Annotated in this window: 21 protein-coding genes; 18 read left to right on the top strand and 3 right to left on the bottom strand. The window is 36.0% G+C overall.

Translation table 11 applies throughout. The annotated features are described in order from the left end of the window. Positions 1–548 precede the first annotated feature (548 nt). The 18 genes from ACS127_RS01440 to ACS127_RS01355 all read left to right on the top strand — a co-directional run bounded on the left by ACS127_RS01440 (position 549) and on the right by ACS127_RS01355 (position 19,569). Positions 549–1,073, top strand: a complete 525-nt coding sequence (locus ACS127_RS01440) for a MurR/RpiR family transcriptional regulator (protein WP_440896703.1) — start codon at positions 549–551, stop codon at positions 1,071–1,073. Between the two features lie 277 nt (positions 1,074–1,350). Continuing rightward, complete coding sequence (locus tag ACS127_RS01435; protein WP_440896702.1) at positions 1,351–2,784, top strand: glycoside hydrolase family 1 protein; 1,434 nt, start codon at positions 1,351–1,353, stop codon at positions 2,782–2,784. 5 nt (positions 2,785–2,789) lie between these two features. Continuing rightward, positions 2,790–4,190, top strand: a complete 1,401-nt coding sequence (locus ACS127_RS01430) for a PTS transporter subunit EIIC (RefSeq protein WP_440896701.1) — start codon at positions 2,790–2,792, stop codon at positions 4,188–4,190. Between the two features lie 905 nt (positions 4,191–5,095). After that, positions 5,096–5,254, top strand: coding sequence for a transposase (locus ACS127_RS01425; protein ID WP_440898052.1), 159 nt, complete (start codon positions 5,096–5,098; stop codon positions 5,252–5,254). A gap of 791 nt (positions 5,255–6,045) precedes the next feature. Then, positions 6,046–6,987: an alcohol dehydrogenase catalytic domain-containing protein gene (locus ACS127_RS01420; RefSeq protein ID WP_440896700.1), complete on the top strand. Its 942-nt coding sequence runs from the start codon at positions 6,046–6,048 to the stop codon at positions 6,985–6,987. A gap of 88 nt (positions 6,988–7,075) precedes the next feature. After that, entirely contained in the window at positions 7,076–7,612 is a 537-nt protein-coding gene (locus ACS127_RS01415; RefSeq protein ID WP_440896699.1) for a GNAT family N-acetyltransferase, read from the top strand. Positions 7,613–8,862: 1,250 nt separating this feature from the next. Beyond that, a complete protein-coding gene (locus ACS127_RS01410) occupies positions 8,863–9,498 on the top strand; it encodes a hypothetical protein (RefSeq protein WP_440896698.1) in 636 nt (211 codons plus the stop codon). 158 nt (positions 9,499–9,656) lie between these two features. Continuing rightward, positions 9,657–10,067 (top strand): hypothetical protein, encoded by a 411-nt coding sequence (locus tag ACS127_RS01405; RefSeq protein ID WP_440896697.1) that lies wholly within the window; start codon positions 9,657–9,659, stop codon positions 10,065–10,067. A 14-nt stretch (positions 10,068–10,081) separates the two neighbouring features. After that, entirely contained in the window at positions 10,082–10,921 is an 840-nt protein-coding gene (locus ACS127_RS01400; RefSeq protein WP_440896696.1) for a class I SAM-dependent methyltransferase, read from the top strand. A 109-nt stretch (positions 10,922–11,030) separates the two neighbouring features. After that, entirely contained in the window at positions 11,031–11,672 is a 642-nt protein-coding gene (locus ACS127_RS01395; protein ID WP_440896695.1) for a hypothetical protein, read from the top strand. Positions 11,673–12,135: 463 nt separating this feature from the next. Further along, positions 12,136–13,056, top strand: a complete 921-nt coding sequence (locus ACS127_RS01390; protein WP_440896694.1) for an ABC transporter ATP-binding protein — start codon at positions 12,136–12,138, stop codon at positions 13,054–13,056. Then, positions 13,056–13,811, top strand: coding sequence for an ABC transporter permease (locus ACS127_RS01385; RefSeq protein WP_440896693.1), 756 nt, complete (start codon positions 13,056–13,058; stop codon positions 13,809–13,811). The genes ACS127_RS01390 and ACS127_RS01385 overlap by 1 nt, the downstream gene beginning before the upstream one ends. 15 nt (positions 13,812–13,826) lie before the next feature. Continuing rightward, positions 13,827–14,558 carry an ABC transporter permease gene (locus ACS127_RS01380; protein ID WP_440896692.1) on the top strand — a complete coding sequence of 244 codons (732 nt, stop codon included), beginning with the start codon at positions 13,827–13,829 and terminating at the stop codon, positions 14,556–14,558. 20 nt (positions 14,559–14,578) lie between these two features. Further along, positions 14,579–14,941, top strand: a complete 363-nt coding sequence (locus tag ACS127_RS01375) for a YxeA family protein (RefSeq protein ID WP_440896691.1) — start codon at positions 14,579–14,581, stop codon at positions 14,939–14,941. A gap of 153 nt (positions 14,942–15,094) precedes the next feature. Next, the gene (locus ACS127_RS01370) at positions 15,095–15,805 is read left to right on the top strand and encodes a response regulator transcription factor (RefSeq protein ID WP_440896690.1); all 711 of its coding nucleotides are present in this window, start codon (positions 15,095–15,097) and stop codon (positions 15,803–15,805) included. A 6-nt stretch (positions 15,806–15,811) separates the two neighbouring features. After that, the gene (locus ACS127_RS01365) at positions 15,812–17,227 is read left to right on the top strand and encodes a sensor histidine kinase (protein ID WP_440896689.1); all 1,416 of its coding nucleotides are present in this window, start codon (positions 15,812–15,814) and stop codon (positions 17,225–17,227) included. A 188-nt stretch (positions 17,228–17,415) separates the two neighbouring features. Beyond that, positions 17,416–17,763: a GNAT family N-acetyltransferase gene (locus tag ACS127_RS01360; RefSeq protein ID WP_440896688.1), complete on the top strand. Its 348-nt coding sequence runs from the start codon at positions 17,416–17,418 to the stop codon at positions 17,761–17,763. Positions 17,764–18,381: 618 nt separating this feature from the next. Next, positions 18,382–19,569, top strand: a complete 1,188-nt coding sequence (locus ACS127_RS01355) for an IS256 family transposase (RefSeq protein ID WP_440895396.1) — start codon at positions 18,382–18,384, stop codon at positions 19,567–19,569. 281 nt (positions 19,570–19,850) lie between these two features. On the opposite strand, the gene ACS127_RS01350 is transcribed toward ACS127_RS01355, so the two are convergent. From ACS127_RS01350 to ACS127_RS01340, 3 genes are read right to left on the bottom strand one after another with little or no spacing between them, the layout of a single operon-like run. Next, entirely contained in the window at positions 19,851–20,507 is a 657-nt protein-coding gene (locus ACS127_RS01350) for an ABC-2 transporter permease (RefSeq protein ID WP_440896687.1), read from the bottom strand. Further along, entirely contained in the window at positions 20,500–21,360 is an 861-nt protein-coding gene (locus ACS127_RS01345; protein ID WP_440896686.1) for an ABC transporter ATP-binding protein, read from the bottom strand. Before ACS127_RS01345 ends, ACS127_RS01350 begins: the two co-directional genes overlap by 8 nt. Then, positions 21,353–21,736, bottom strand: a complete 384-nt coding sequence (locus ACS127_RS01340) for a GntR family transcriptional regulator (RefSeq protein WP_440896685.1) — start codon at positions 21,734–21,736, stop codon at positions 21,353–21,355. The genes ACS127_RS01345 and ACS127_RS01340 overlap by 8 nt, the downstream gene beginning before the upstream one ends. Between the last annotated feature and the right edge of the window lie 333 nt (positions 21,737–22,069).

Here is a 22,069-nt window from a genome sequence, read left to right as displayed (position 1 = left end):
GTCCCACAAAAACCATCTACATGACCTACATCCTGTAAGCTTAATTCCCACTGGTTGAAGTTTTATTTTATATTGTGTTAAATAAATGGTTAAATTGTAATATTTTAGATAATTTAAATACTTTGAAGCCTAACTGTTTTAAATTTAGTTGGGTTTTTACTTTCTCAAAATGTTTCCTTGTATCTTCAACAATTTAGAAAAACTTTAAAAAAAGGTCGATAGCTTGAAAAACAATCAGTGTATACAACTAGATGAAAACTTATAGTTAGAATAACAAATAAACCCGATTTCTTTAAATAAAACTTTATCCATTTTTAACTCTTCCTCCTCGCCTATTTTTTGAGTTTCACTACTCAAAAAAATAAAATACAGTCCAATACTCACAAAATTCACAAACCTATTTATTCAACATAATTTCGGTGGTGACAGACCCTATCGAAGGGGTTTCAATTTCTGGAACGCACAATGTAATCGCTTTATTTATAATGAGGTTAAATGGTGAAGAAATTGCAAAGCATAGTTAATATGAATATAAGGAGGGGTTATTATTGAAGGCAAATCGTCTAAGTCTTTTACATTCTTTATTTTCGATTATTAATGAAAATGATAAAGATGATTCAAATTATGTTTTGGCTCACTATTTTCTGGATCACTATCACGAGCTAGACAAACTAAATATTTATGATGTATCTATTGCCTGCTATGTATCGCGATCTAGTGTAAGAAGATTTTGCAAGTCCATTGGTTATGAAAACTTTTTAGATTTAAAGAATGAGTTTTCAACCTACGATGATCGGCATCAATCTTATATGAAATATGCGAAACAGGGCCATTTCAGACAATCATTAACAGCTGAAATAAATGATATGATTATCGAACTTAATCAAAGAATGGATACACATGAGGTCTATCATATTGCAAAACAGATTAAAGACAGCCAGAGAACAATATTCTTGACGACTGGCACTTCAGCAGGATTTGTTCGAGAATTTCAACAATCGATGATTTTTAATAAAAAAGTGATCCATCTAGTTTCTGAACTGTATTCTGATAACGAACTGTTACAAGATTAAAATGAAAATGATTTTGTCATTACAATTTCAAATACAGGGACGTTTGCCTATGCATCTTATCCACTGATTGCGAATAGTGATGCGCAAAAAACCTTAATTACATTACGAAGGGATTTTATTTTCAATAAGTGGTATGACAAAATTTATCACTTGAGTGCAACAGATAAATCAGTAAGCGGGACAAATGTGTATGGGAAATATGGTGTCAACTATATGCTTGACATTCTTTATAGCACATACACGCAAGCATTTAACTAATAATTAGGAGGGAATTATTTTGCATTATACACACGATCCAATTTTTCCAAAAAAATTTATGTGGGGAGCATCTAGTTCCGCATGGCAAGTAGAAGGCGCAGTAAACGAAGATGGTAGAAGTGATGCAATTATTGATTTAAATAGTAAAAAGAAAAAACCATACACGGATAATTCCATTGCCGCTGATCACTATCATCGTTATAAAGAGGATGTCAAACTAATGGCTGAAGCAGGTTTTTCTTCCTACCGATTTTCGATTGCTTGGCCAAGAATTTTCCCAAATGATAGTGGTATTCCAAATCAAAAGGGTATTGACTTTTATAATAATTTAATTAATGAACTTATTAAACACAATATAGAACCGCTCGTCACCTTATATCACTATGATATGCCCGTATGGGTCGATGAAAAATTTAATGGTTGGTATGATCGAGGAATTATTGAGAAATTTGATGAATTTGTTCGTACTTGTTTCAAAGCATTTGGTGATCGCGTGAAATATTGGCATTCTATTAATGAGCAAAATATGCAAATTTGCTATGGGGAATGGCTAGGTATATGTAAAAATAAGGATACTTGGTTCGAAGATAAATGGAAAGTAAATCACATTATGAATATGTGTCATGCTAAAGCAGTCGTTGCTTGTCATGAGCTTGTTGAAGATGGAAAGATTGGTCCAATTCCAGGGTATGTACCAATTTATCCCTACTCTTCTCATCCAGATGATCAGATTGCGGCAATGAATGCAGAGGAATTAACTGAAAAAGTATGGAATGATTTATATGCTTTTCGTAAATATAATGGATTCATTCAAAGCTATTGGAGAGAAAATAACATCAACCCAGGGATTCAAGATGGAGATATGGAATTGATTGCTCAAGCAAATATTGACTTTTTTGCGTTGAACTGTTACCGATCAAACACGGCAAAGGCCTGTGGAATAGATGAAGAACCTCAAGAATATCTGTTGAATAAATCTGGAGTAAAAGGTAATTTAATTTTTCCCAAAGTACCAGGTCTCTATCAGTTAACGCATAATCCATATGTAGAATATACCGATTGGGATTGGGAGATTGATCCTGTATCCATGCGTTATATGCTTCGATATGTTTGGGATCACTACCAATTACCAATGATGATTACAGAAAATGGTTTAGGAAAATACGATAAAGTTACTGATGATGGAAAGGTTCATGATCAGGATCGGATTGAGTTTTTAAAAGATCAGATCTATCAAGTAGGTCTTGCTATTATGGATGGATGTGATGTTATCTCTTACAATCCATGGTCCTTCACAGATATATTAAGTACTGGAAATGGCATGGCGAAACGATATGGTCTAGTTTATATTAATACAACAGATGAAGAAGTACTTGATTTGAGACGTATTCCTAAAGACTCGTATTATTGGTATGCCAATTTAATTAAATCTAACGGTGAAAATTGGGGGTAATTTTCATGTCAAAATACCAGACGATGATAAAAAAGACTATGAAACAACTTGGTGGTCAAGATAACATCTCAATAGTAAATCACTGTGCTACAAGATTACGCCTAACACTACATGATCCAGAGAGGGTAAATGTGGAGGCATTAGAGACTATTCCTGAAGTTATGGGAGTAGTCACAAGAGGAAAAGAAATACAATTAATTATTGGTACTGAGGTCAGTACGGTATATCATGAGTTCATCACATATGGTGAATTTGTAGAAGGCGGGAAAAAGAATGAAGTATTAGATGATCCTGAGCAACTAGAACAACAGAAAAATGATTACGGTAAGAAAAATTTTCTTGCCGTAATCGTAGATTTTATCAGTGGTACATTTGTCCCTATTCTTCCCATATTAGTAGCTGCGGGACTTGTGTCTGCGGTACTCAATATTGCTGTTACGTTTTTTAATCTTTCAGCTGAAGGTGGCACCTATACTATATTATCAGCTATTAACAATGCTGGTTTTTACTTTTTACCATTATTTTTAGGATATAGTGCTGCTCGGAAATTAGGAATTAACCCTATAATGGGAGCATATCTTGGTGCCATTCTTATACATTCTAGCATTGATAATGCAGAAGGACTAGCTTTCCTAGGTATATCTATTCCACAAGTTACGTATAATACATCGGTTATTCCAGTCATTTTAGGTGTTTTGTTCATGTTTTATGTAAGTAAAGGAATTGATCGAATGACACCCAAAGAAATTAAATTTTTCATGCATCCATTACTTACGATCTTAATTGTCACTCCTATTACTTTATTATTGTTAGGGCCATTAGGAACATTTGTTGGTAAATTCATTGCAGACGGATTGAACTTTGTTAATCTGGAATTAGGTTGGTTATCAGTAGGGCTAATTGGTGCATTAACACCTTTATTAGTCATGACAGGTACAAACCAAGCTTTGTTTCCATTAGTATTTACTTCATTAGCAGAAAGTGGCTATGACGCCTTTGTACTACCTGGTATGCTTGCGGCAAATGTTGCAGTTGGAGCTGCTGCTTTAGCAGTTTACTGTCGAGTGAAGAAAAAGGATACAAAAGCTTTGGCTTTATCTTCTGGAATCACTGGTATAATGGGGATTACCGAACCATCGATTTTCGGAGTATTAATCCGATTTAAACGTCCACTAATTGGAGCAGTGGTTGGTGGAGGGATAGGCGGGCTAGTAGCTGGTATATTTCAACTGAAACAATACGCAGTTGTATCACCTGGAATCGCAGCATTACCAACATTTATACCAACAGATGGAACAGGACTAAATAGTAACTTTTGGTTAGCAATTATGGTATTATTTATTTCCGTTGTCGCATCTTTCGCTATTACTTATCTATTAGATGTCAATGAAGATCAAATTAAATAATGATAAATTGTAAACCCTTACAATATTAAATATCTTTAATTTGATAAAAATAGGGCGCTCCTGTCACTCCTCTATGATATAATAATTTTCGATATAATTCAGGTGGTGACAGGCACCTACAAAATACGTTATGAATGCTACGTTCATATGGCTCTTATATTTTTCAATAAAAGAAACCGTATTATTTATCCTAGAAGCTAAAGAAATGCAACTATGCTCCAAGATTTAGAGGGTAAAGAGTGAAAGTTCACCGAAAGAAGGGGCAATTAAATTGTTTAATCCAATTGATCCAAGCACAAAAAGACATGCCTTAGTAAGCTCAATAAACAACTTAATCAATACCAAATCAAGCAACGACCTAGCCTACTGTAGTTATTATGTGAACACCCATATAAATAAAGGTCCATTATACAAAAATACAGAGCTTATGTGACTTAAATACATGCCAATTATATGGATTTCTGCTCGCTTCAAATGAGAGAATGAATCTCTAATCACCGCTATCCTTTCGTCTTTGCGTCACCCTCTGATGCAATAGCATAGCTCAACATTACAAAAAATCCTTAAATTGAAGAAGTACGGTCATGCTAAGCAATAGACACTTCATGGATATAAGCATGGCAAGAACTAGAAGTAGGACAAATATCTTTAAATAAGCAATGAAATACTGGCAAAGGAAGTGACATGGGATCGTATTGAAATTTATTCATATTTATTTCTAAAAGAAAAGAAGAAAGTTTGAGAACAATGCAGAAGATTTAGCCTATACTGCCAATGAAGGGCTTTTTTATGTGTATGCACCAATAAATAGAGGAAGTGTAATTGAACGATTACGCTATAGTGACCATTATATGTGACGATTTGCCATTGGTTTGAATCGAATTGTGGCATATGATGATTTTGTGATGTTCACTTATATCGATAAAAAAAGAAAAACTGTGATGACAGAAATGTTCATCCAGTACCTCGTTTGTTATGTTCCGGATAAACAATTCAAAATGATTCGCCATTATAGTATTTACACCCATAGAAGCAGGCCGACTTTTTTACTATCTTCCTTTTAGATTATAAATAATAAGGGTTATAAAAAAACTTTTATCCAAGAAATTTAAATAAAAGTTCTAAACGACTACCGTTTAGAACTAAATATATGAGTTATTAAAATAAATCAAGATTGTAAAAGGATATTCGATATACTTGACAAATAAAGTAAATTATTGATAATAATACTGATATTGTTATTGATACCTCAGTTCACAACGCGTTTCCCCTAACCGAGGTTATTAAGCATTAATATAACATTAAAAAGACATACATCGTCCTTTCGTATGCTTTTTAGAGTGTCATTCAATCATGACAGCTTTCAAAATAAATCTCTATATTATTCGACAAAATGCTTATTTTGCTTCATTATGGGCATATGTCCTTTGTTGTGTGTCTGGAATGAAGTATATTGAACAAGGAGTTAGATAGCAATGAAACTCTTGAGCGATGAAGGTGTAATTTTACAATATAAGAAGCAGGTAAAGGGAAAATATCCTATATCTACGGATGAACTTGAATGGCGATCTTTTTCTCCTGGAGAAAGCATTTACGAATAGGGATTTCCACTGCCTTTTCTGTCTATATTTAGTGAAGGGATAGATGACAAAAGGAGTGAGGCTGACATTAATGCTGATCTTCATTTGTCTTTTATTAAGCTAGTCAAAATCCATTTAAGTAAGTTAAACAGGAGGGTGTACAAGCTAATCGACTTGTTATTATCTTAATTTCACTTGTTACAACTGTGAAAAGTTGTCCTTAAATGAGTGTATTAGTGGGGTAAGAAATTTGAATGAACAGGGGAAGTGAAAATATGGAACAAAGCTCACTCGTCTTGTACGGGGAAGAAGAATTAAACTGGAATAAAGAAACCCTTCCAGCACTAAAAAGTGATCAAGTTCTAATCAAAACCATTGCAGGAGCAATTAGTATTGGATCCGAACTTTCACAGTATATGGAAAGCGATATAGCTGTGGACTCATCACACTATCCAAAAGAAACAGGATATGAAAGCTATGGTGAAGTTGTAGAAATCGGTTCAAAGGTAAGCATGTTAAATATAGGAGATCGGGTGGTGGCTTTTTATGGCCATAAGGATTATGAGATAGTAAAAGAGAATGAGGCAATAGTTGTTCCCAAAGACATTCACTATTCTGAGGGGCTCCTTACCATCTTATCGTGTGATGCTGCAAAAGGTGTTCTTAAACTTAACCCAAAAGAAACTGATAAAGTATTAATTGCCGGCATGGGGACGATGGGACTTTTAACGGTTTATTTTCTAAAAGAATATATGAAAGTTCATCATATCGATGTGTTAGAACCTAATACATCTAGAGGTGATTTCGCCAAAAAACTCGGTGCCAACAATGTGTTTAATGATATAGCTCAATGTCCAAACGATTATTATAGATATGGTTTAGAGTGCTCTGCCTATAACGAAGCTTTTAAAACGCTGCAAAAATCACTACAGAAAAATGCTAAAGTTTGTATACTTTCAGATGGAAATAAAGATAGATTTGAGCTACAGCCAGAGTTTTATGAGAAGGAATTAACAATCGTTGGTTCAAGTGATGGCTGGGATTATAGAAAGCATTCCAAATGGTTTTTTGAAAAGGTAAAACAGAATGGGAGTCAGTTAAGTGCTATATTCGAAATGAAAATAAAAAAACAAGAGCTGATCCCATGTTTTAAAGATTTGAGCCAGGGAAAAATTAATCCGTTAAAAGTCTTAATTGAATACGAGGGTGAAGAGTAATTCTCAACTAACTGGTGTTTTACTTTAAATAAGGATTGCATTCTTGTCTATAGGAGAGTTGCAAATAAAAAGATAAGGAGAAGCTTTAATGGTCGAACTAAAATATTTTGAACGAACAGACTTCAAACAGCTGATTAATTGGATTGATTCAGCTCAATTTTTACTTCAATGGGGAGGACCTGCTTTCTCCTATCCCTTAACTGAAGATCAGTTAGAAAAATACATTGAAAATGTCAATAATGATGATTCTGATACTTTGGTTTATAAAGTAATAAGTACAGAAACGGGAGAGGTCATTGGTCATATTTCTTTGGGTAAAATTGATAGAATAAACAAATCTGCACGAATAGGAAAAGTGTTAGTTGGTGATAAAAATGCTAGAGGTAAAGGGATAGGAAAGCGACTGGTGGAGGCAATCCTTAAAGTGGCATTTGATGAACTTCAATTACATCGAGTGAGTCTTGGTGTATTTGATTTCAATATATCTGCAATTACCTGTTATGAAAAGGTAGGTTTTGTAAAAGAGGGATTACTGAGGGACTTTAGAAAAAACAATGATGAATATTGGAACATGTGGGAAATGAGTATTTTAGAAAATGAATGGTTAGAAAAAAGAAGACTTTAGTCTAATAAGTGAGTACGATTATTGGACAGTAGGGAGTGTAAACTAAATTGTGTAAGTGAGAGAACATACGGCGGCAGGTCAGAGCTAAGCTCGAACGGGAAAGAACGTATCAGTGATTTGAAGATTGTGTAAAAATCCCCCTGACAAAGTTATTAAGCATTGATATAACAGCAAAAAATGCATATGTCTTTTGTAGATTTATAAAAACTTTGTTAAAATGACGTTACTAGACTGGGTTGTGACAAGCAACAACCAGTATATTTTGTAGAAGAGAGGGAGATTTTTTGGTTGCCTTATTAGAAAACATTTATCAATTATCAGCTTTGGTCTTAATTATCTGTTCCATTTATTATTTTTTCCATTTTAAAAAAATCAAGAGGGAACGAAAATTAACCCCAGTTGAACTTTCATTTTATATTATTACTCAAATTGCATTTTTCCTTTGGGCAATTAGTCATATCCTTCTTTTTTTAGATAACCATTATTAAATATTCGCACCCGATTGTTTAAGATATTAATGATAAAAAAGCAGATCAAAAGAGGTCTGCTTTTTTGCACATTAGGGAAGCATAAAATTTCAGCTCAGAAGTTATTCGGTAAAGTAGAAATTTTTATGTCCTAAGTATAAGAAAAACTAACACCTTTACTCAACCGAAGAGTGAAAGCGAGTTTTTCTAATATTCAAACGAACTGATTCACCCTCTTTTTTCTTTATCAGTATTAGACATGTTATTGAAACATTCTATTCAACATTTAGGCTTGAACTCTCAGTTAAAGTGATTGATAGAAGACCTTTATCCGACACTTAGTAAGGAACGAGATCTCGAAATGATTGATAGAAGCCCCCTATCCGATATTTAGCAAGGAATGAGGACTTGAAATGATTGATAGGAACGCTCTATCCGACATTTAGCAAAGAATGAGATCCCGAAATGATTGATAGGAACGCTCTATCCGACCTTTTAGCTTAGAATTTTGATCGAAAGACCAGATAGGTATGCTCTACTTTTTATTCAACTCTTTTTAGCTAGAGGTTAAAATTGCGAATTGACTTCGATATTCACGCAAATGATTACCCTATTAAAGGTTATGTTACTCGAAAAGAAACTGTCATAAGATGTACATTGTCCCTTTTGCAACCATTTCTGAATCCAACCAATTTTTACAAAGGGTTAACAAACATGCGTCTTTCTAAAATAGAAGAATATGTTAAACTGATAGGACATAAAAACAGAAAGGGGTGCATCTAGATGAAAGAGTTTAAAGCTATAATAGTCGTATCTTTCACACTATTATTCTTAGTGGCATGTGGGAATGAGAGTGAAGAAGTCCAACCGGAGGAGCAAGAAGAGCCAAATGCTAGCGAAGCAGATGAAGAATTAAATTCGAGTGAAGAAACAAATGAGGACGTTGAGGATGGGGATTCTGTTGAAGGAAATTCCGATGATGAAGAAACGGATGATAGTGAAGAATCATCTGATAATCAGTTATCCGATTACTCGCAAGCAGAAATTGAGTATGCGCGTGTTTGGTTAAGTACTGTAAGTGAAGAAACAGAACATTTAGAAACGATTTATTTTCAAGTTATTCCTGAAGGGACAGCTGTTATTCCGGATCGAGAGAATAGCCCTGTTTATCCTGAAACGGTCATTCGCCTAAGTGGTAGCCGTTTAGCTGAAGGAACTGTTGTCTATAGCGGAAATGGAGATGGAACCATTAATGTCTATCCTGTTCCAAATCGCTCAGATGATGCTGTAGCTGATTATGATCAAGATATGTTAGAGGAAACAACTTTGGTTGAAGTAGGCGTACATGATGATAATCAGGTTGTTGAATTAATTAATAAGCTGGTAGATTATAATGAAGAATATGCAGACCTTGATTAAAATAAAATAATAACCTATTAAAAATAATCATCGCCAAGCTGTTTGTTAGGGTCGTGTTATATTTATCCTAGTCTCAAGACGTTGCCTATAGATAGTGGGGGATAGCTCCTCCTCTAAATAAGGTTTTCTAACTCCTAACATGATAAGGAAGTGAACGCATGAGTAAAAATCAGGTCATTGTTGTTAATCTTGTTTTGTTGGTATGGTTTAGTCTAGATATGTTCGGTGTCACGATTGGTCAGCATGTTTTAGTCTCTAAGGCATGGAAAGAAGATGGCTTATTTTTTCTAATCTATTTACTGGCTTTGTTGCTTTTCATTTTCTATGAAAGAATCGGGAAGTCCATTTTAACGGTATACCTTTCACTTTGGTTAGTGACTCAATTTGCTAGTCATGAATACTTTACTATTTTTGGGGGTGGTGAGGGAAAAAGTGAATACTTTTCTGATACGATAAAATTATTTGAAAGTACGACAAGATATATCCCTGACCTGTATCACCTCATGCTTCATGTGTTAATCATTATTGTGTTGATTTGTACGATTCGTTATAAAAGAAAACAATCTTGAAAGGAGAGGTGATTTTGTTCAGTAGTCTTAGTAAACATTTAGAGCAACCGCCGCTTTATGCAAGAACGGAAGTGCCATTTTGGGATGATGAGCATATTTCCAAGCAAATGTTAAAAGCGCATCTCGATCCTAACTTTGAGGGAGCAAGTAGAAAGTCGTCATTTATCGAGCAATCAGCAAGCTGGATAAATGAAACAGTTCCACCGTCAAGTTATCCGTCTCTTCTTGATCTTGGCTGCGGTCCTGGCATATATGCTGAAAAATTCACGAAAATGGGCTATCAGGTCACAGGGCTCGATTTTTCAAAAGGTTCGATAGATTATGGACGAGCTTCTGCGGAAAAACAGAAGTTAAATATTACTTACCTTTATCAAAATTATTTAGAGATGGATTTACAAAAAACATTTGACTTTGTCACGATGATCTATTGCGATTATGGCGCATTGACAACCATGGAAAGAAAACAGCTGATGGAGAAGGTCTATCTTCATTTGAAACCAGGTGGGAAATTTTTGTTAGATGTCTTTTCAATGGTGAAGTATAAGCATTTTAATGAAGAGCAGGTATGGGAACAGTATGCTGATGGTGGTTTTTGGCATGAGGAAGCGCATCTTACTTTGCAAAATTTTTCTAAATATATAAATCATGTGACTTTAGAACAAACAACGGTGATAACTGACAGTGAAATCACGTCGTATCATATTTGGACAACCTACTTTACAAAAGCAAGATTGATCAAGGAAGTCACAGAGGCAGGTTTTAAAGTCTGCCAGGTCTTTGAAGATGTGAAAGGCAGTCCTTATACAGAAACGAGTCCGACTCTAGCGATATTATTAGAAAAGGGACACGAATAAAAGAGAAAAATGCAATAACTTTAAAACTAGAAATCAACTTGTTCAAACGACATGTCAATCTATCATGGCAGGTTGATTTTACATTAAAAGATAGGGAGGTAAGCTTGCTATGGTTGAAAGCAAAATTGATTACTATGAAAAGGAATCGCAGCATTTTGATCCGTTAAAACACTTTTCAATCCGTATTCAGGAAATGGAAAATACTTCGAATGCTGGAGCAAGGGTTGCTTCTAAATGGAATGAAATAGTTAAGCGGTCTCTTAGGGATCAGACTTATCCAGTTGTTCATCCAATCGGACGAGAGACATTCTCCTTATATGCGGAATTTCCGACAGGTGTATTTGAGTACGCTTTAGATATTGATGGCGCTACCTCGCTTATAAAAGAAAAGCGTATTAAGCCAATTACTTTTGCTCCTTCTGAAATGATCGCTTCAGTAGATGAAGGGAATATAAATAAAGATACAAGCCAAATAAAAACGAATCATAAAAATCCGGTCATGGTCCTTCAGAGTCAGTACTTAACGGGTGATCAGCCTTATTGTATCAATGGTAATCACAGGATCTTTGAAGCCTATAGAAATAATGAACAGCAAATCGATGTCTATCTATTTAAAGAGCTTGAATTTGTGCCCTTTTTCTATGATACGTTGAGCAAGGCAATCTATTATTTAGAAATTGACTATCATCAGGTGATCAAGAATGAAAGTAATTTTCTAAATGGAGATACCGCCTATGCATTTCATCTTTAAGCGGTGTCTGTGAGGAAGAAAGATTTAATCGATTAAGTCTTGAACTACTCCACCCTAGCTTATGCTTGAAGATAGAGTCTTCTCGTCCAAAATGATAAATATTTAACTAATCATAGAAAGAAACTAGAGTAAACCTAGAACATAAGACTAAGCGTGAATCCTACTATCATCATTTGATAGTAGGATTCACGCTTAGTTTTTTTATAGCATAGGAAATTATAAAATTTGTGCTTGTGGATAACTATCCATCGTTGTTGAACGGGCGCTCTGCGCTTTTGTTCTGTCTAGCAACATTAAACTTTAACAGGGTCAAATGATGAGCTGGCGAGTACATCTGAACATACATATTTAGTTACTGGTGCTTAATTTTTAAATTCTTAAGGTAATCTTCAGGTAGCTTTCAGGAAGGTGCAAGGTTCACTCGATATACTTATGTTAATCATAAGGATAGGGAGGAAATGATATGGTCAATAAGCCAATGATAGTAAAAACAAGTCATTTAACCCAAATACATGGTGCTGTTAAAAGTGTAAACAAGGTTGATCTTCACGTACCAGAAGGCGAAATTTATGGTTTTTTGGGGCCAAATGGAGCAGGTAAAACGACAACAATCAAAATGTTATTAGGTCTGATTAAACCATCGGAGGGAGACATTCAGGTATTTGGCAAGAATCTTCGAAAGGCTCGGTCATCCATTTTACAAAATACGGGTTCATTAGTAGAATCCCCATCTTATTATGGGCATTTAACAGGTTTAGAGAACATGCTCGTGATGAAACGACTTAGAAATGTCCCCATGAAGAATGTCGATGAAGCCCTTCGGATTGTCAGATTAGAAAAGCAAAAAAATAAGCCGGTAAATCAATACTCTTTAGGTATGAAACAACGGCTAGGAATGGCTATGGCATTACTCTCCTTTCCGAAATTATTAATTTTGGATGAGCCAACCAATGGTCTTGATCCATCAGGTATTGGTGAGATGCGTGAATTGATCAAATCCTTACCTTCTCGCTATGGTATGACTGTTTTGTTATCTAGTCATCTCCTTTCAGAAATCGAGCAAATGGCGACATCTGTTGGGATTATCAATGAGGGGAATTTATTATATCAGGGAAGGATGGATGACTTAAGGCAAAAAAGCCGCAGTACGATCCGATTAAAAACGGAGAACAATAAAAAGGCACAGCAATTGCTCGAAAGTCATGGTTACTATTTATCTCAGGAAACCTCAAGACTAACGTTTGAGAATCAGGGTGATAAGGAAGTAGCCAAGGTCAATAAATTATTGGTAGACAACGATATGATGGTGACTCGGATTGAAGAGAATAAATTAAGTTTAGAGGATATATTCCTAGAATTAACGGGGAAGGAGAAGAGTTTATAATGCTAAAAATGCTGCGACTAGAGTTTTTTAAGATTCGCCGGAAAAAAATCTGGTTGATGATGCTCCTTTTTCTGGTGGTGGAGATGGGTTGGGTATTTATGTCTGTTACACGTTCGATCGCCAATAATCCAGGAGATGCAAGATGGGAATCGATTATATATGTTGTCTCGAGCATGAACGGTCTTTTTCTGCCCATCCTTGCAGCGATTGTTGTCTCACGTATTTGTGATATGGAGCATAAAGGGGATACGTGGAAAATGCTTGTGGTTACAAATGTAAAACGAAGGAAATTATTTTCTGCCAAGTATATGTGCGCAAATAGTCTGATGTTGTTTGTTCTTATTGTTCAGATAGCATTTATTATTTTTTTTGGAAAGCTCAATAACTTTTCAGGAAGTTTTCCATTTCATTTACTTGTCTCATTTTTAGCTGGAGCATTGATAACGACGATGGTTATTACTGCTATCCAACAGTGGATGTCTCTAGCGATTAAAAATCAAGCCTTCGCGCTTTGCTTAGGTATGGTAGGTGGCTTTATCGGTATGACAGCTGCCATGTTTCCCTCTTCTGTCAGACACTTTTTTATCTGGTCATACTATTTAGATTTAAGTCCTATTTCCTATTCGTATAGCGAATCATTGGGAGCAAGTTATGCTCAGGAAAGCTTAAATATGTCTTTAATCATCTCTACTTTGGTTATGTTCGTTATTTTTTATCTCATGGGCAGAATTCATTTAAACAGACAGGAAATTTAAAGAGGAGGAACAGTTATGAGACGAAGTTTATCTGCTGAATGGTTAAAATTAAGACACTCTAAAATTATTTTGGTCATCGCGATTTTACCGATCCTGAGTTTAATGATTGGGAGCGCTAATTTTTATATGAATCAAGAAGTGTTGGAAGGAGGCTGGTTTAGCCTTTGGAGTCAGGTCGGTCTTTTCTATGGTGAGTTTTTCTTACCGATTCTGATTGCTATCTGTTGTGCTTATATCTGTCGTTTGGAACACACAAATCAAAATTGGAACATGGTGATGTCAGCACCTGTCACTATTGGCAGTATCTACGTGGCGAAATTTGTGATCGTGAGTCTGTTAATTTTATTTGCTCAATTTATTTTTGTTGGCTTATATTGGGTTGCCGGAACTTTACTATCCTTGCAAGGTTCGTTGCCTGTAGAAGTAATCGGCTGGACATTAAGAGGTTGGTTTGCCTCTTTAGCTATCATTGCTTTTCAATTGGGACTTTCCCTACGTTTACGAAGTTTTGCTACGCCGATTGGAATCAGTTTATGTGCTGTCTTTGCTGGTTTATTAATGTATGTGTCGCATGTAGGTCTGTTTTTCCCGTTTTCTTTGTTGACAATTGGCTTAAGCGTGCTTAACCAAGATAGTCTTACAGGGCTGCAGAATATCTTGTTTTGGGGAATGATTCTCTTTTTTATTTTATTATTCTCCATTCGATCGATCCGTCAATTGAAAACAAAAGACATTGTTTCGTCTTAATTTAATTAGGAGGTTCTTAGATGAAATTTAAATTATCCAAAGTTATATTATTGCTTGTGGGTTTAGTCATAATGGTAGGAGGGTGCGCAATGCTATTTTCTTATGATGCTGATAAACTCTCCCCAGACCATCCTAAAGGGAAGGATATCTACTATACGGTCATAACTGAGGAAGGGACTGAAGGAAATAGTGATCGACACATTTACCAAGTGATCGGATACGATGAAAATGCCAAAGAAAAAGAGCTGGAGTTTTCGGCAGGTCATCAACTTAGACAAGGTGCTTATATTCAGCTTTATCATACAAAATTTCGCGGAGTCACATATTGGCAAGAAGTAAGCTTCGAAGAATTACCCGCAGCCGTTCAAGAACAATTTCAATAAGTTTTTTTCTTTGCTGAACAGATGAACCCATCGATGAATTTTGATTCATGTGTTTTCATTTTATTAGGGCATGATATCATGTATGATTTGGGTCAGGATGTAAAATAGTATCTAGACAACTTCCTTTGAAATAAATGGCTCCGGAGGTATTTTATGAATCATTTAAAAGATAAAAAAATTTTGCTTGTTGAAGATGAAGCAGAAATAAGGGTAATGATAGCGAATAAATTACGAAAGCATGGGTTTTCTTTTATATACCCAGCTGAAGATTATCAAACAGCACTAGAAACATTTCATGCTGTTAAACCAGATATTGCGATATTGGATGTGATGTTACCAGATGGAGATGGCTTCACTTTGTTATCTTCGATCAGGAAATATAGTGATTTACCGGTGATCTTCCTAACTGCTCGTGATGAGGGAGAAGATCGCTTACTTGGTCTGGGTTTAGGGGCAGATGACTATATAGTGAAGCCTTTTCTTCCACGAGAACTTGTTTTACGTTTAACAGCAGTTTTAAAACGCGTTTACGCTCCTCAAGAAACAAAGCCGGTTTCCAAATTTCAATTAGGGGAAATAAGCATCGATTTGGAAAGTGCTGAGGTACAAAGGAACGATCAGACATTACAATTAACCGCGAAAGAACATGCGATATTAATAAAACTTTATCAAAATAAAGGCAGAATTGTCACGATCGATTCTTTGTGTCAATTTTTATGGGGCGAAGAGAGTTACGGGTATGAGAATACGTTGATGGTTCATATCAGAAGAGTAAGAGAAAAAGTTGAATCAGATCCTTCAAAGCCTAAATTTTTACTAACGGTAAGAGGACTTGGATACAAGTTGCTAGCAGAAGAGGAGTGAGTTGAAATGGATGGTGTCATTCGGATCATACGACGTTATTTAATGATCACAATATTAATTGCTTTTCTGCTTGTGGTCGTCAATTTTATCCTGTTGGGAACTTTGATATTTATTGATGAACTGAGTAACACCCCCTCACCGACTAAAATAATGGAAAATTTAGCAGAGGATTTAGACATCCAAAATGACGAATACATCCTACAAAATCGTAGTCAGCAGTTTCTTCAAAACAATGATGCGTGGGCGATGATATTAGATCATGAGGGAAAAGTGATCTGGGATTATGCCTTACCGGCTGATGTTCCCCGTTCCTATAGTCTTGCAGATGTTGCGAAATTTTCACGCTACTATTTAAATGATTACCCCGTCTATACATGGGAGCAGCAAGATGGATTATTAGTCGTTGGCTATCCGAAAGCTAGCTTGTGGAAGTACCAATTACAATTTTGGTCGGAAGGAACCCAGTCTACGCCATTAAGATTAGGTATCTTATTTGCGATTAATATTGCAATTGCAATCCTTATTTCGTTTATTTTAAGTGCAAGGCTGATTAAAGGTATCCGCCCATTAATTCGTGGCATCCATGATTTAAGCAAGGAGAAAAAAGTAAACTTAAATACGAAGGGGCTATTTAGAGATCTAGCGACAAGCATTAATATGACTTCCTCTAAAATTCAAGAAAATAAAGTGGCTTTAGAAGAAAGGGATGAAGCGCGTTCGAACTGGATCGCGGGAATTTCTCATGATATTAGAACACCTCTGTCTGTTATCCTCGGTTATGCAAGTGAAATGGAAGATAATCAACAACTGCCCGCAGAACAAAAGGAGCAAGCTGCAATCATTAGGCGGCGTACGGAAAAAATCCGCGAACTTGTCAATGATTTAAATTTAATTTCGATGTTAGAGTATGAGATGCAACCCTTAAATTTAAAAACACTCCGTCCATCTGTAATCGTTCGAAAGGTAGCAGCTGAATTTTTGAATGGGGGATTAGAGGAGAAATATCATATTGACCTTCAAATTTTAGATCAAGCGGGGCAAATTGCCGGTGATGAGAAATTACTATCTCGCGCACTCACCAATCTTATCCAAAATAGCGTGACCCACAATCCTCAAGGTTGCAATATCAGGCTAGAAACGAAGCAATCAGAAGACCAGTCGATGTATTGCTTAATGGTTAGCGATGATGGGATAGGGATTCCTGAAGAGATTATTTCTCAGATAACCTACTTACCGTATGCCTCGAAAAGAGTCAATAAGAGCAAGAAGGGACATGGTTTAGGTTTACCTATGGTGGCTAGAATTGTAAAAGCCCATCATGGGGAATTTAGTATTGAAAAAAATGTTTCTGAAAAAGGTGTAAAAATGATCATGAAAATCCCTTTATCAAAGTCATTTAATCATTTGGATCAGGCAGATTGAGAAGAGCTTACGTTAAGTATCTGAAAAATACTATGTATAGACTTTCCAGACTTTATTTGCAAACACTAAAGTCTGATTGCTGAAGATTTAGTAAAAGAAGAGGAGCGCTAAAATTTCGTTAATATTTTTTCGAAAGAGATTAGGTAATGAACACATTAATCATCAAAGAACTTCGAATATAAAATGAAATGATTGAAGCTTTTCCAGTTATGAAACAATTAAGAACACATCTTGATGAAGAGACATATCTCGAATTAGTATTAGAAGCAAAAGAGAAAAATGGATATAAAATGTTTGCTTTAATTGGTGAAGGAGAAATCGTAGCAGTAACTGGTTTTGATCCTATGATCACACTGTATTATGGTAGATTTGTATGGGTATGTGATTTAGTCACAAATACGACTAAGCGTTCAAAAGGGTATGGAGAAAAACTACTTAACTATGTTCATGAATGGATACGAGAAAATAATTATGAAATTGTCGCTTTATCCTCAGGATTACAGCGGACTGGTGCTCACTGTTTTTACCACAGATAAGCGTCCGTAAAACTCGGAACAACGCGACGTTGGTGGTTTTAGCCTCCCCTCCTTAAAAAAAGAAATAAATTGATTTAACTAGGTGTGAGATCAGGTGAGCTAATGGTCTGAATCAATCAACTAACAAACATTTCGGTAGGACGAGTAATTGCACCAATGTTGTCAGGTTAGTACAACAGCTAGCCAGTTTCATGATCATCTGTTATTAGCGGTCGATTAGAAATAAGAGTAAGTTCAGCGATTTGCGGTTAAGTTTGGCAAAATACAGTCAAGTTAACGAAATTGCAGTCAACTTTTCCGAAATGCAATCAAGTCATCGAAAATACAATCAACTTTTTCAAAATACAATCAAGTAAGCGAAAATACAGTCAACTTTTCCGAAATGCAATCAAGTTAACGAAAATGCAGTCAACTTTTTCGAAATGCAATCAAGTCATCGAAAATACAGTCAACTTTCTCGAAATGCAATCAAGTTAACGAAAATACAATCAACTTTTTCGAAATACAGTCAAGTTATGATTAAGGCTATATAATTGTGTAATAAAGAAAAAGAGCCAAATCAGCTCTCCTATAGTACAATGTAGTTACCAACCAACCATTGAAAAGGAGAGAACTGAAATGACTCAATTAAATTTTACCCTAGATATGGACAAATTAACAGAGGAAATTTTATCGAGCAACTTAAATTCGGCAACTAAAGGACTGGCAGTCGCTGTATTTAATGCCTACATGGAGGCGGAGCGTGATGCCTATGTCCAAGCCGACTCACGAGAACGCCATGCACTTCGCCAAGACATGCGGAATGGCTATTACGAAAGAGATTATAAACTACCTATCGGGCGAATCACGCTGAAAGTCCCTCGGACACGCTCTGGTGCCTTTTCAACAAAGTTATTCGAGAAGTATCAACGTATGGATCAATCGCTTGTTCTGACATTAGTGGAATCTGTCGTGAGTGGTGTATCGACCCGAAAGGTCACTAAAATTGTTGAGACCCTCTGTGGGGAAGGCGTCTCTCGTTCATTTGCTTCTGATATTCTCAAACGTCTAGATCCTGAGGTGGCATCGTTTAGAGAGCGCGCCCTTCACCATAAATACTATGCCTATGTTTATGTCGATGCCATGTATATTAAAGTGCGAGAGAATCATCGTGTGGTATCTAAAGGTGTCTATATTGCGCAAGGGGTGACGTCAGAGAATAGACGTGAGATTATTGGATTTATGGTTTCAGAAGAGGAATCAAAGGCAGCTTGGACAAGCTTCTTTCAGGACTTACGAGCGCGTGGTTTGAAGAAACCCAAGCTCATCATCTCTGATGCGCATTCTGGATTGAAAGCAGCGATTAAAGAAGACTTTTTGAACTGTCCATGGCAGCGTTGTACCACCCATTTCTTACGCAATCTAACGGATGTGATGCCGAAGAAAAACAGTCAAGCTGAACGGACAGCCTTAAAACAAATCTTTTATGCCGATACCCTGGCCCATGCCAGAGAATTGAAGACAAACTTTATAAAGACAGTCGAGGGAAATCCGAAGTACACAGCGGTCATCGAGAAGTTAGAAGCCGGTTTTGATGATGCCCTACAATTCATCCAAGAACCCACGGGCTATCATGTCTCTCTAAGGACGACAAACAGTTTAGAGCGAGTCAATAGAGAAATACGGCGTAGGGAAAGAGTCATTGGGATCTTTCCGAATATAGATTCAGCTGTCCGACTTATCGGTGCCGTTTTGATGGATATCCACGAAGGATTTCAGAAGACGAAGCGAAAATTTTTAAGAGACTATGCCCCGGGGGAGAATTAAATGTAACGCTTTTCCTGACCTCGCCATGGCGAGGACAGGAAAAGCTACCCCCCTCTCAAGTAACTACAGAGATAGCTATAGGTTATTACACAAGATTTTGGACTTGACACAAGTTATCGAAAATACAGAAAGGACCATTTCATGTGTAAAAGCATGGAATGGTCTAAGTTCTATTTGAAGGAGAAATTAGCTTACTCATCCAATCAGCAACACTTTCAAATATATCATTCGCAATCATCTCTCGTTTCATAATATAAGCTTTGTTGCTATTTTCCCACCACTCAGATTTCTCTAAGAGTGTATTGTTTGACTGAGTATGCATACGAGCCAAATATAGCGGCAAGCCATATGATCACCAGAAGCATGATGACGAATAGCCAATGGTTTTGAATAAAGATAAATATAGTGGATAATGAACGACCTAATACGGTGATGCCCACAAAAATGGCACCCATAAGTAACATTGGCAAATACGCCATCGTTTTAGCTTTCATGTATCCAAGCTTAAAAAACATGGATAGTTGAAAGGCTTGCATTAAAGTAAATAACATGAATATCGCAGATAGTGTTAATGCCACTTCAAGTAAATTTATTGATATTTTAAATAACAGTGATAAGCCAACCGTCAGTATGATCGATAGGAATAGACCGATCAGATTCATAAGTAAAGCCCAAAGATAGCGTCCAGTCACGACACTTTTCTTTTCGATCCCCAGCATGATATACAAAGAGTCAATGCCGTTTTGATCACCCACCGCAAATGGATAACTAATATAGATGGTTGTAAACAGAAGGACAATTGAGATTGAGCCAACAGCTGACTGATTAACATATGATAAAAAAGCAGACATTCCAATAACAATGAGCATATTTTTAAGTGTTAAGTAAGGTTTGATCGTTAAAAAATCCAGTTTTATAAAGCGATATAGTTTATTCATGTTGACCTCCTCGATTAAAAAAGATGATTAATTGTTCCAGTGTGACCGGCTCTATGATGAGCGTTTCATTTCTAGCTTTAATATCCTTTGACTGCATCAGTACTTTAAAGCCTGTCGGGTGCTCTTTTAGACCGATTAATCGATCTTTATTCAATAACTTAAGGTCATCAGGTCCCCCTTTTACCAATACATACTCTTCAAGCAGATGATCTTTTGTTCCTGAATAAACAATCTTTCCATTGAGAACAAAGACGATGTAGTCGGCAATGGCTTCTAAATCAGAGGTAATATGTGTTGAGAAAAAAACACTATGATTTTCATCGCTGACAAATTCCTGAAGTAATTCGCATATTTCTTCTCTAGCAATAGGGTCTAAGCCACTCGTCGGCTCATCAAGGACTAAAAGTTTTGCTTCATGAGATAAGGCAGCAGCAATCATCAATTTGACCGTCATACCTCGAGATAATTCTTTAACGGAGAGCGAATCATGAATGCCAAACCGACTGAGATAATTGAAAAATTTCTCCGCTTGCCAATTCTGATAAAATAACGCATAGACCTGTTCGACATCCTTCATTGTCCAGTCTTTAACAAGACTTGGCGTATCTAAAACAACCCCAATATTCTGCATATAAGAGATATCACTTTTTTGAATCGATTCATTAAAAATAGCTATATCACCTGAGTTCGGTTTTATATAGGATAAGATCGATTTAATGGTTGTCGTTTTTCCGGAACCATTCGGACCAATAAAGCCTGTAATAAATCCTTTTGGAACATCAAAGGACACCTCATTTAATTGAAATTGGCTGTATCGCTTGCTTAATTTGCTAACCGCTATGACACTATTCATGTTTATCCTCCTCCAAAATGGTTTTCATCACCTCAAGTAATTCTTCATCTGATAATTTAATTCTGGCTCGTAAATCTAAAACCTCAAAAAGAAGGGTCTCAATTTTTCTCATGACATGTTCATAATTGAGATTGTCATTCTTAGGTAAAACATAGCAACCCTTCCCTTGAACATTGACAACATACCCTTCCTCTTCTAAATCTTTATAAGCTCTTGTTGTTGTAATCACACTTATCTTCAAATCTTTGGCTAATTGGCGGATCGATGGCAGAAGCTCATCTGCTTTAATGTCATCTGATAGGATCGCTTCAATGATCTGTTGTTTGATTTGCTCATAGATCGGAGTCGATGAGCGATTGGATATTATTATTTTCATCTGGTCACCTCTTTATATACACATATATACAGTATAATCAGTTATCCATTTTGTCAAGCATAACTTACAAAATTTTTAAAAATTCACGCTGAGCATTGACATGTATCAATCTGAACTCACCTCTTATAAGTGTAATTATCACGATTCCCCCTCCATCTATTTCTTTATAAAAAAATACCCAAACGCTTAGCTGAATACACACTCTACACTCAGTTAAGCATTTGGGCTAAAGCCTTCTAGTCTAAGTAACTCCCCGATATTTTATTTTTAGACAATCCTTTTATCTAGATAATTCTGATCTTCAATAAATACACTCCGGATCAATTCTTGATT

Source organism: Amphibacillus sp. Q70 (genome assembly GCF_052055485.1).
Classification (GTDB): domain Bacteria; phylum Bacillota; class Bacilli; order Bacillales; family Amphibacillaceae; genus Amphibacillus.
This window is presented reverse-complemented; position numbering and strand designations above follow the sequence as displayed.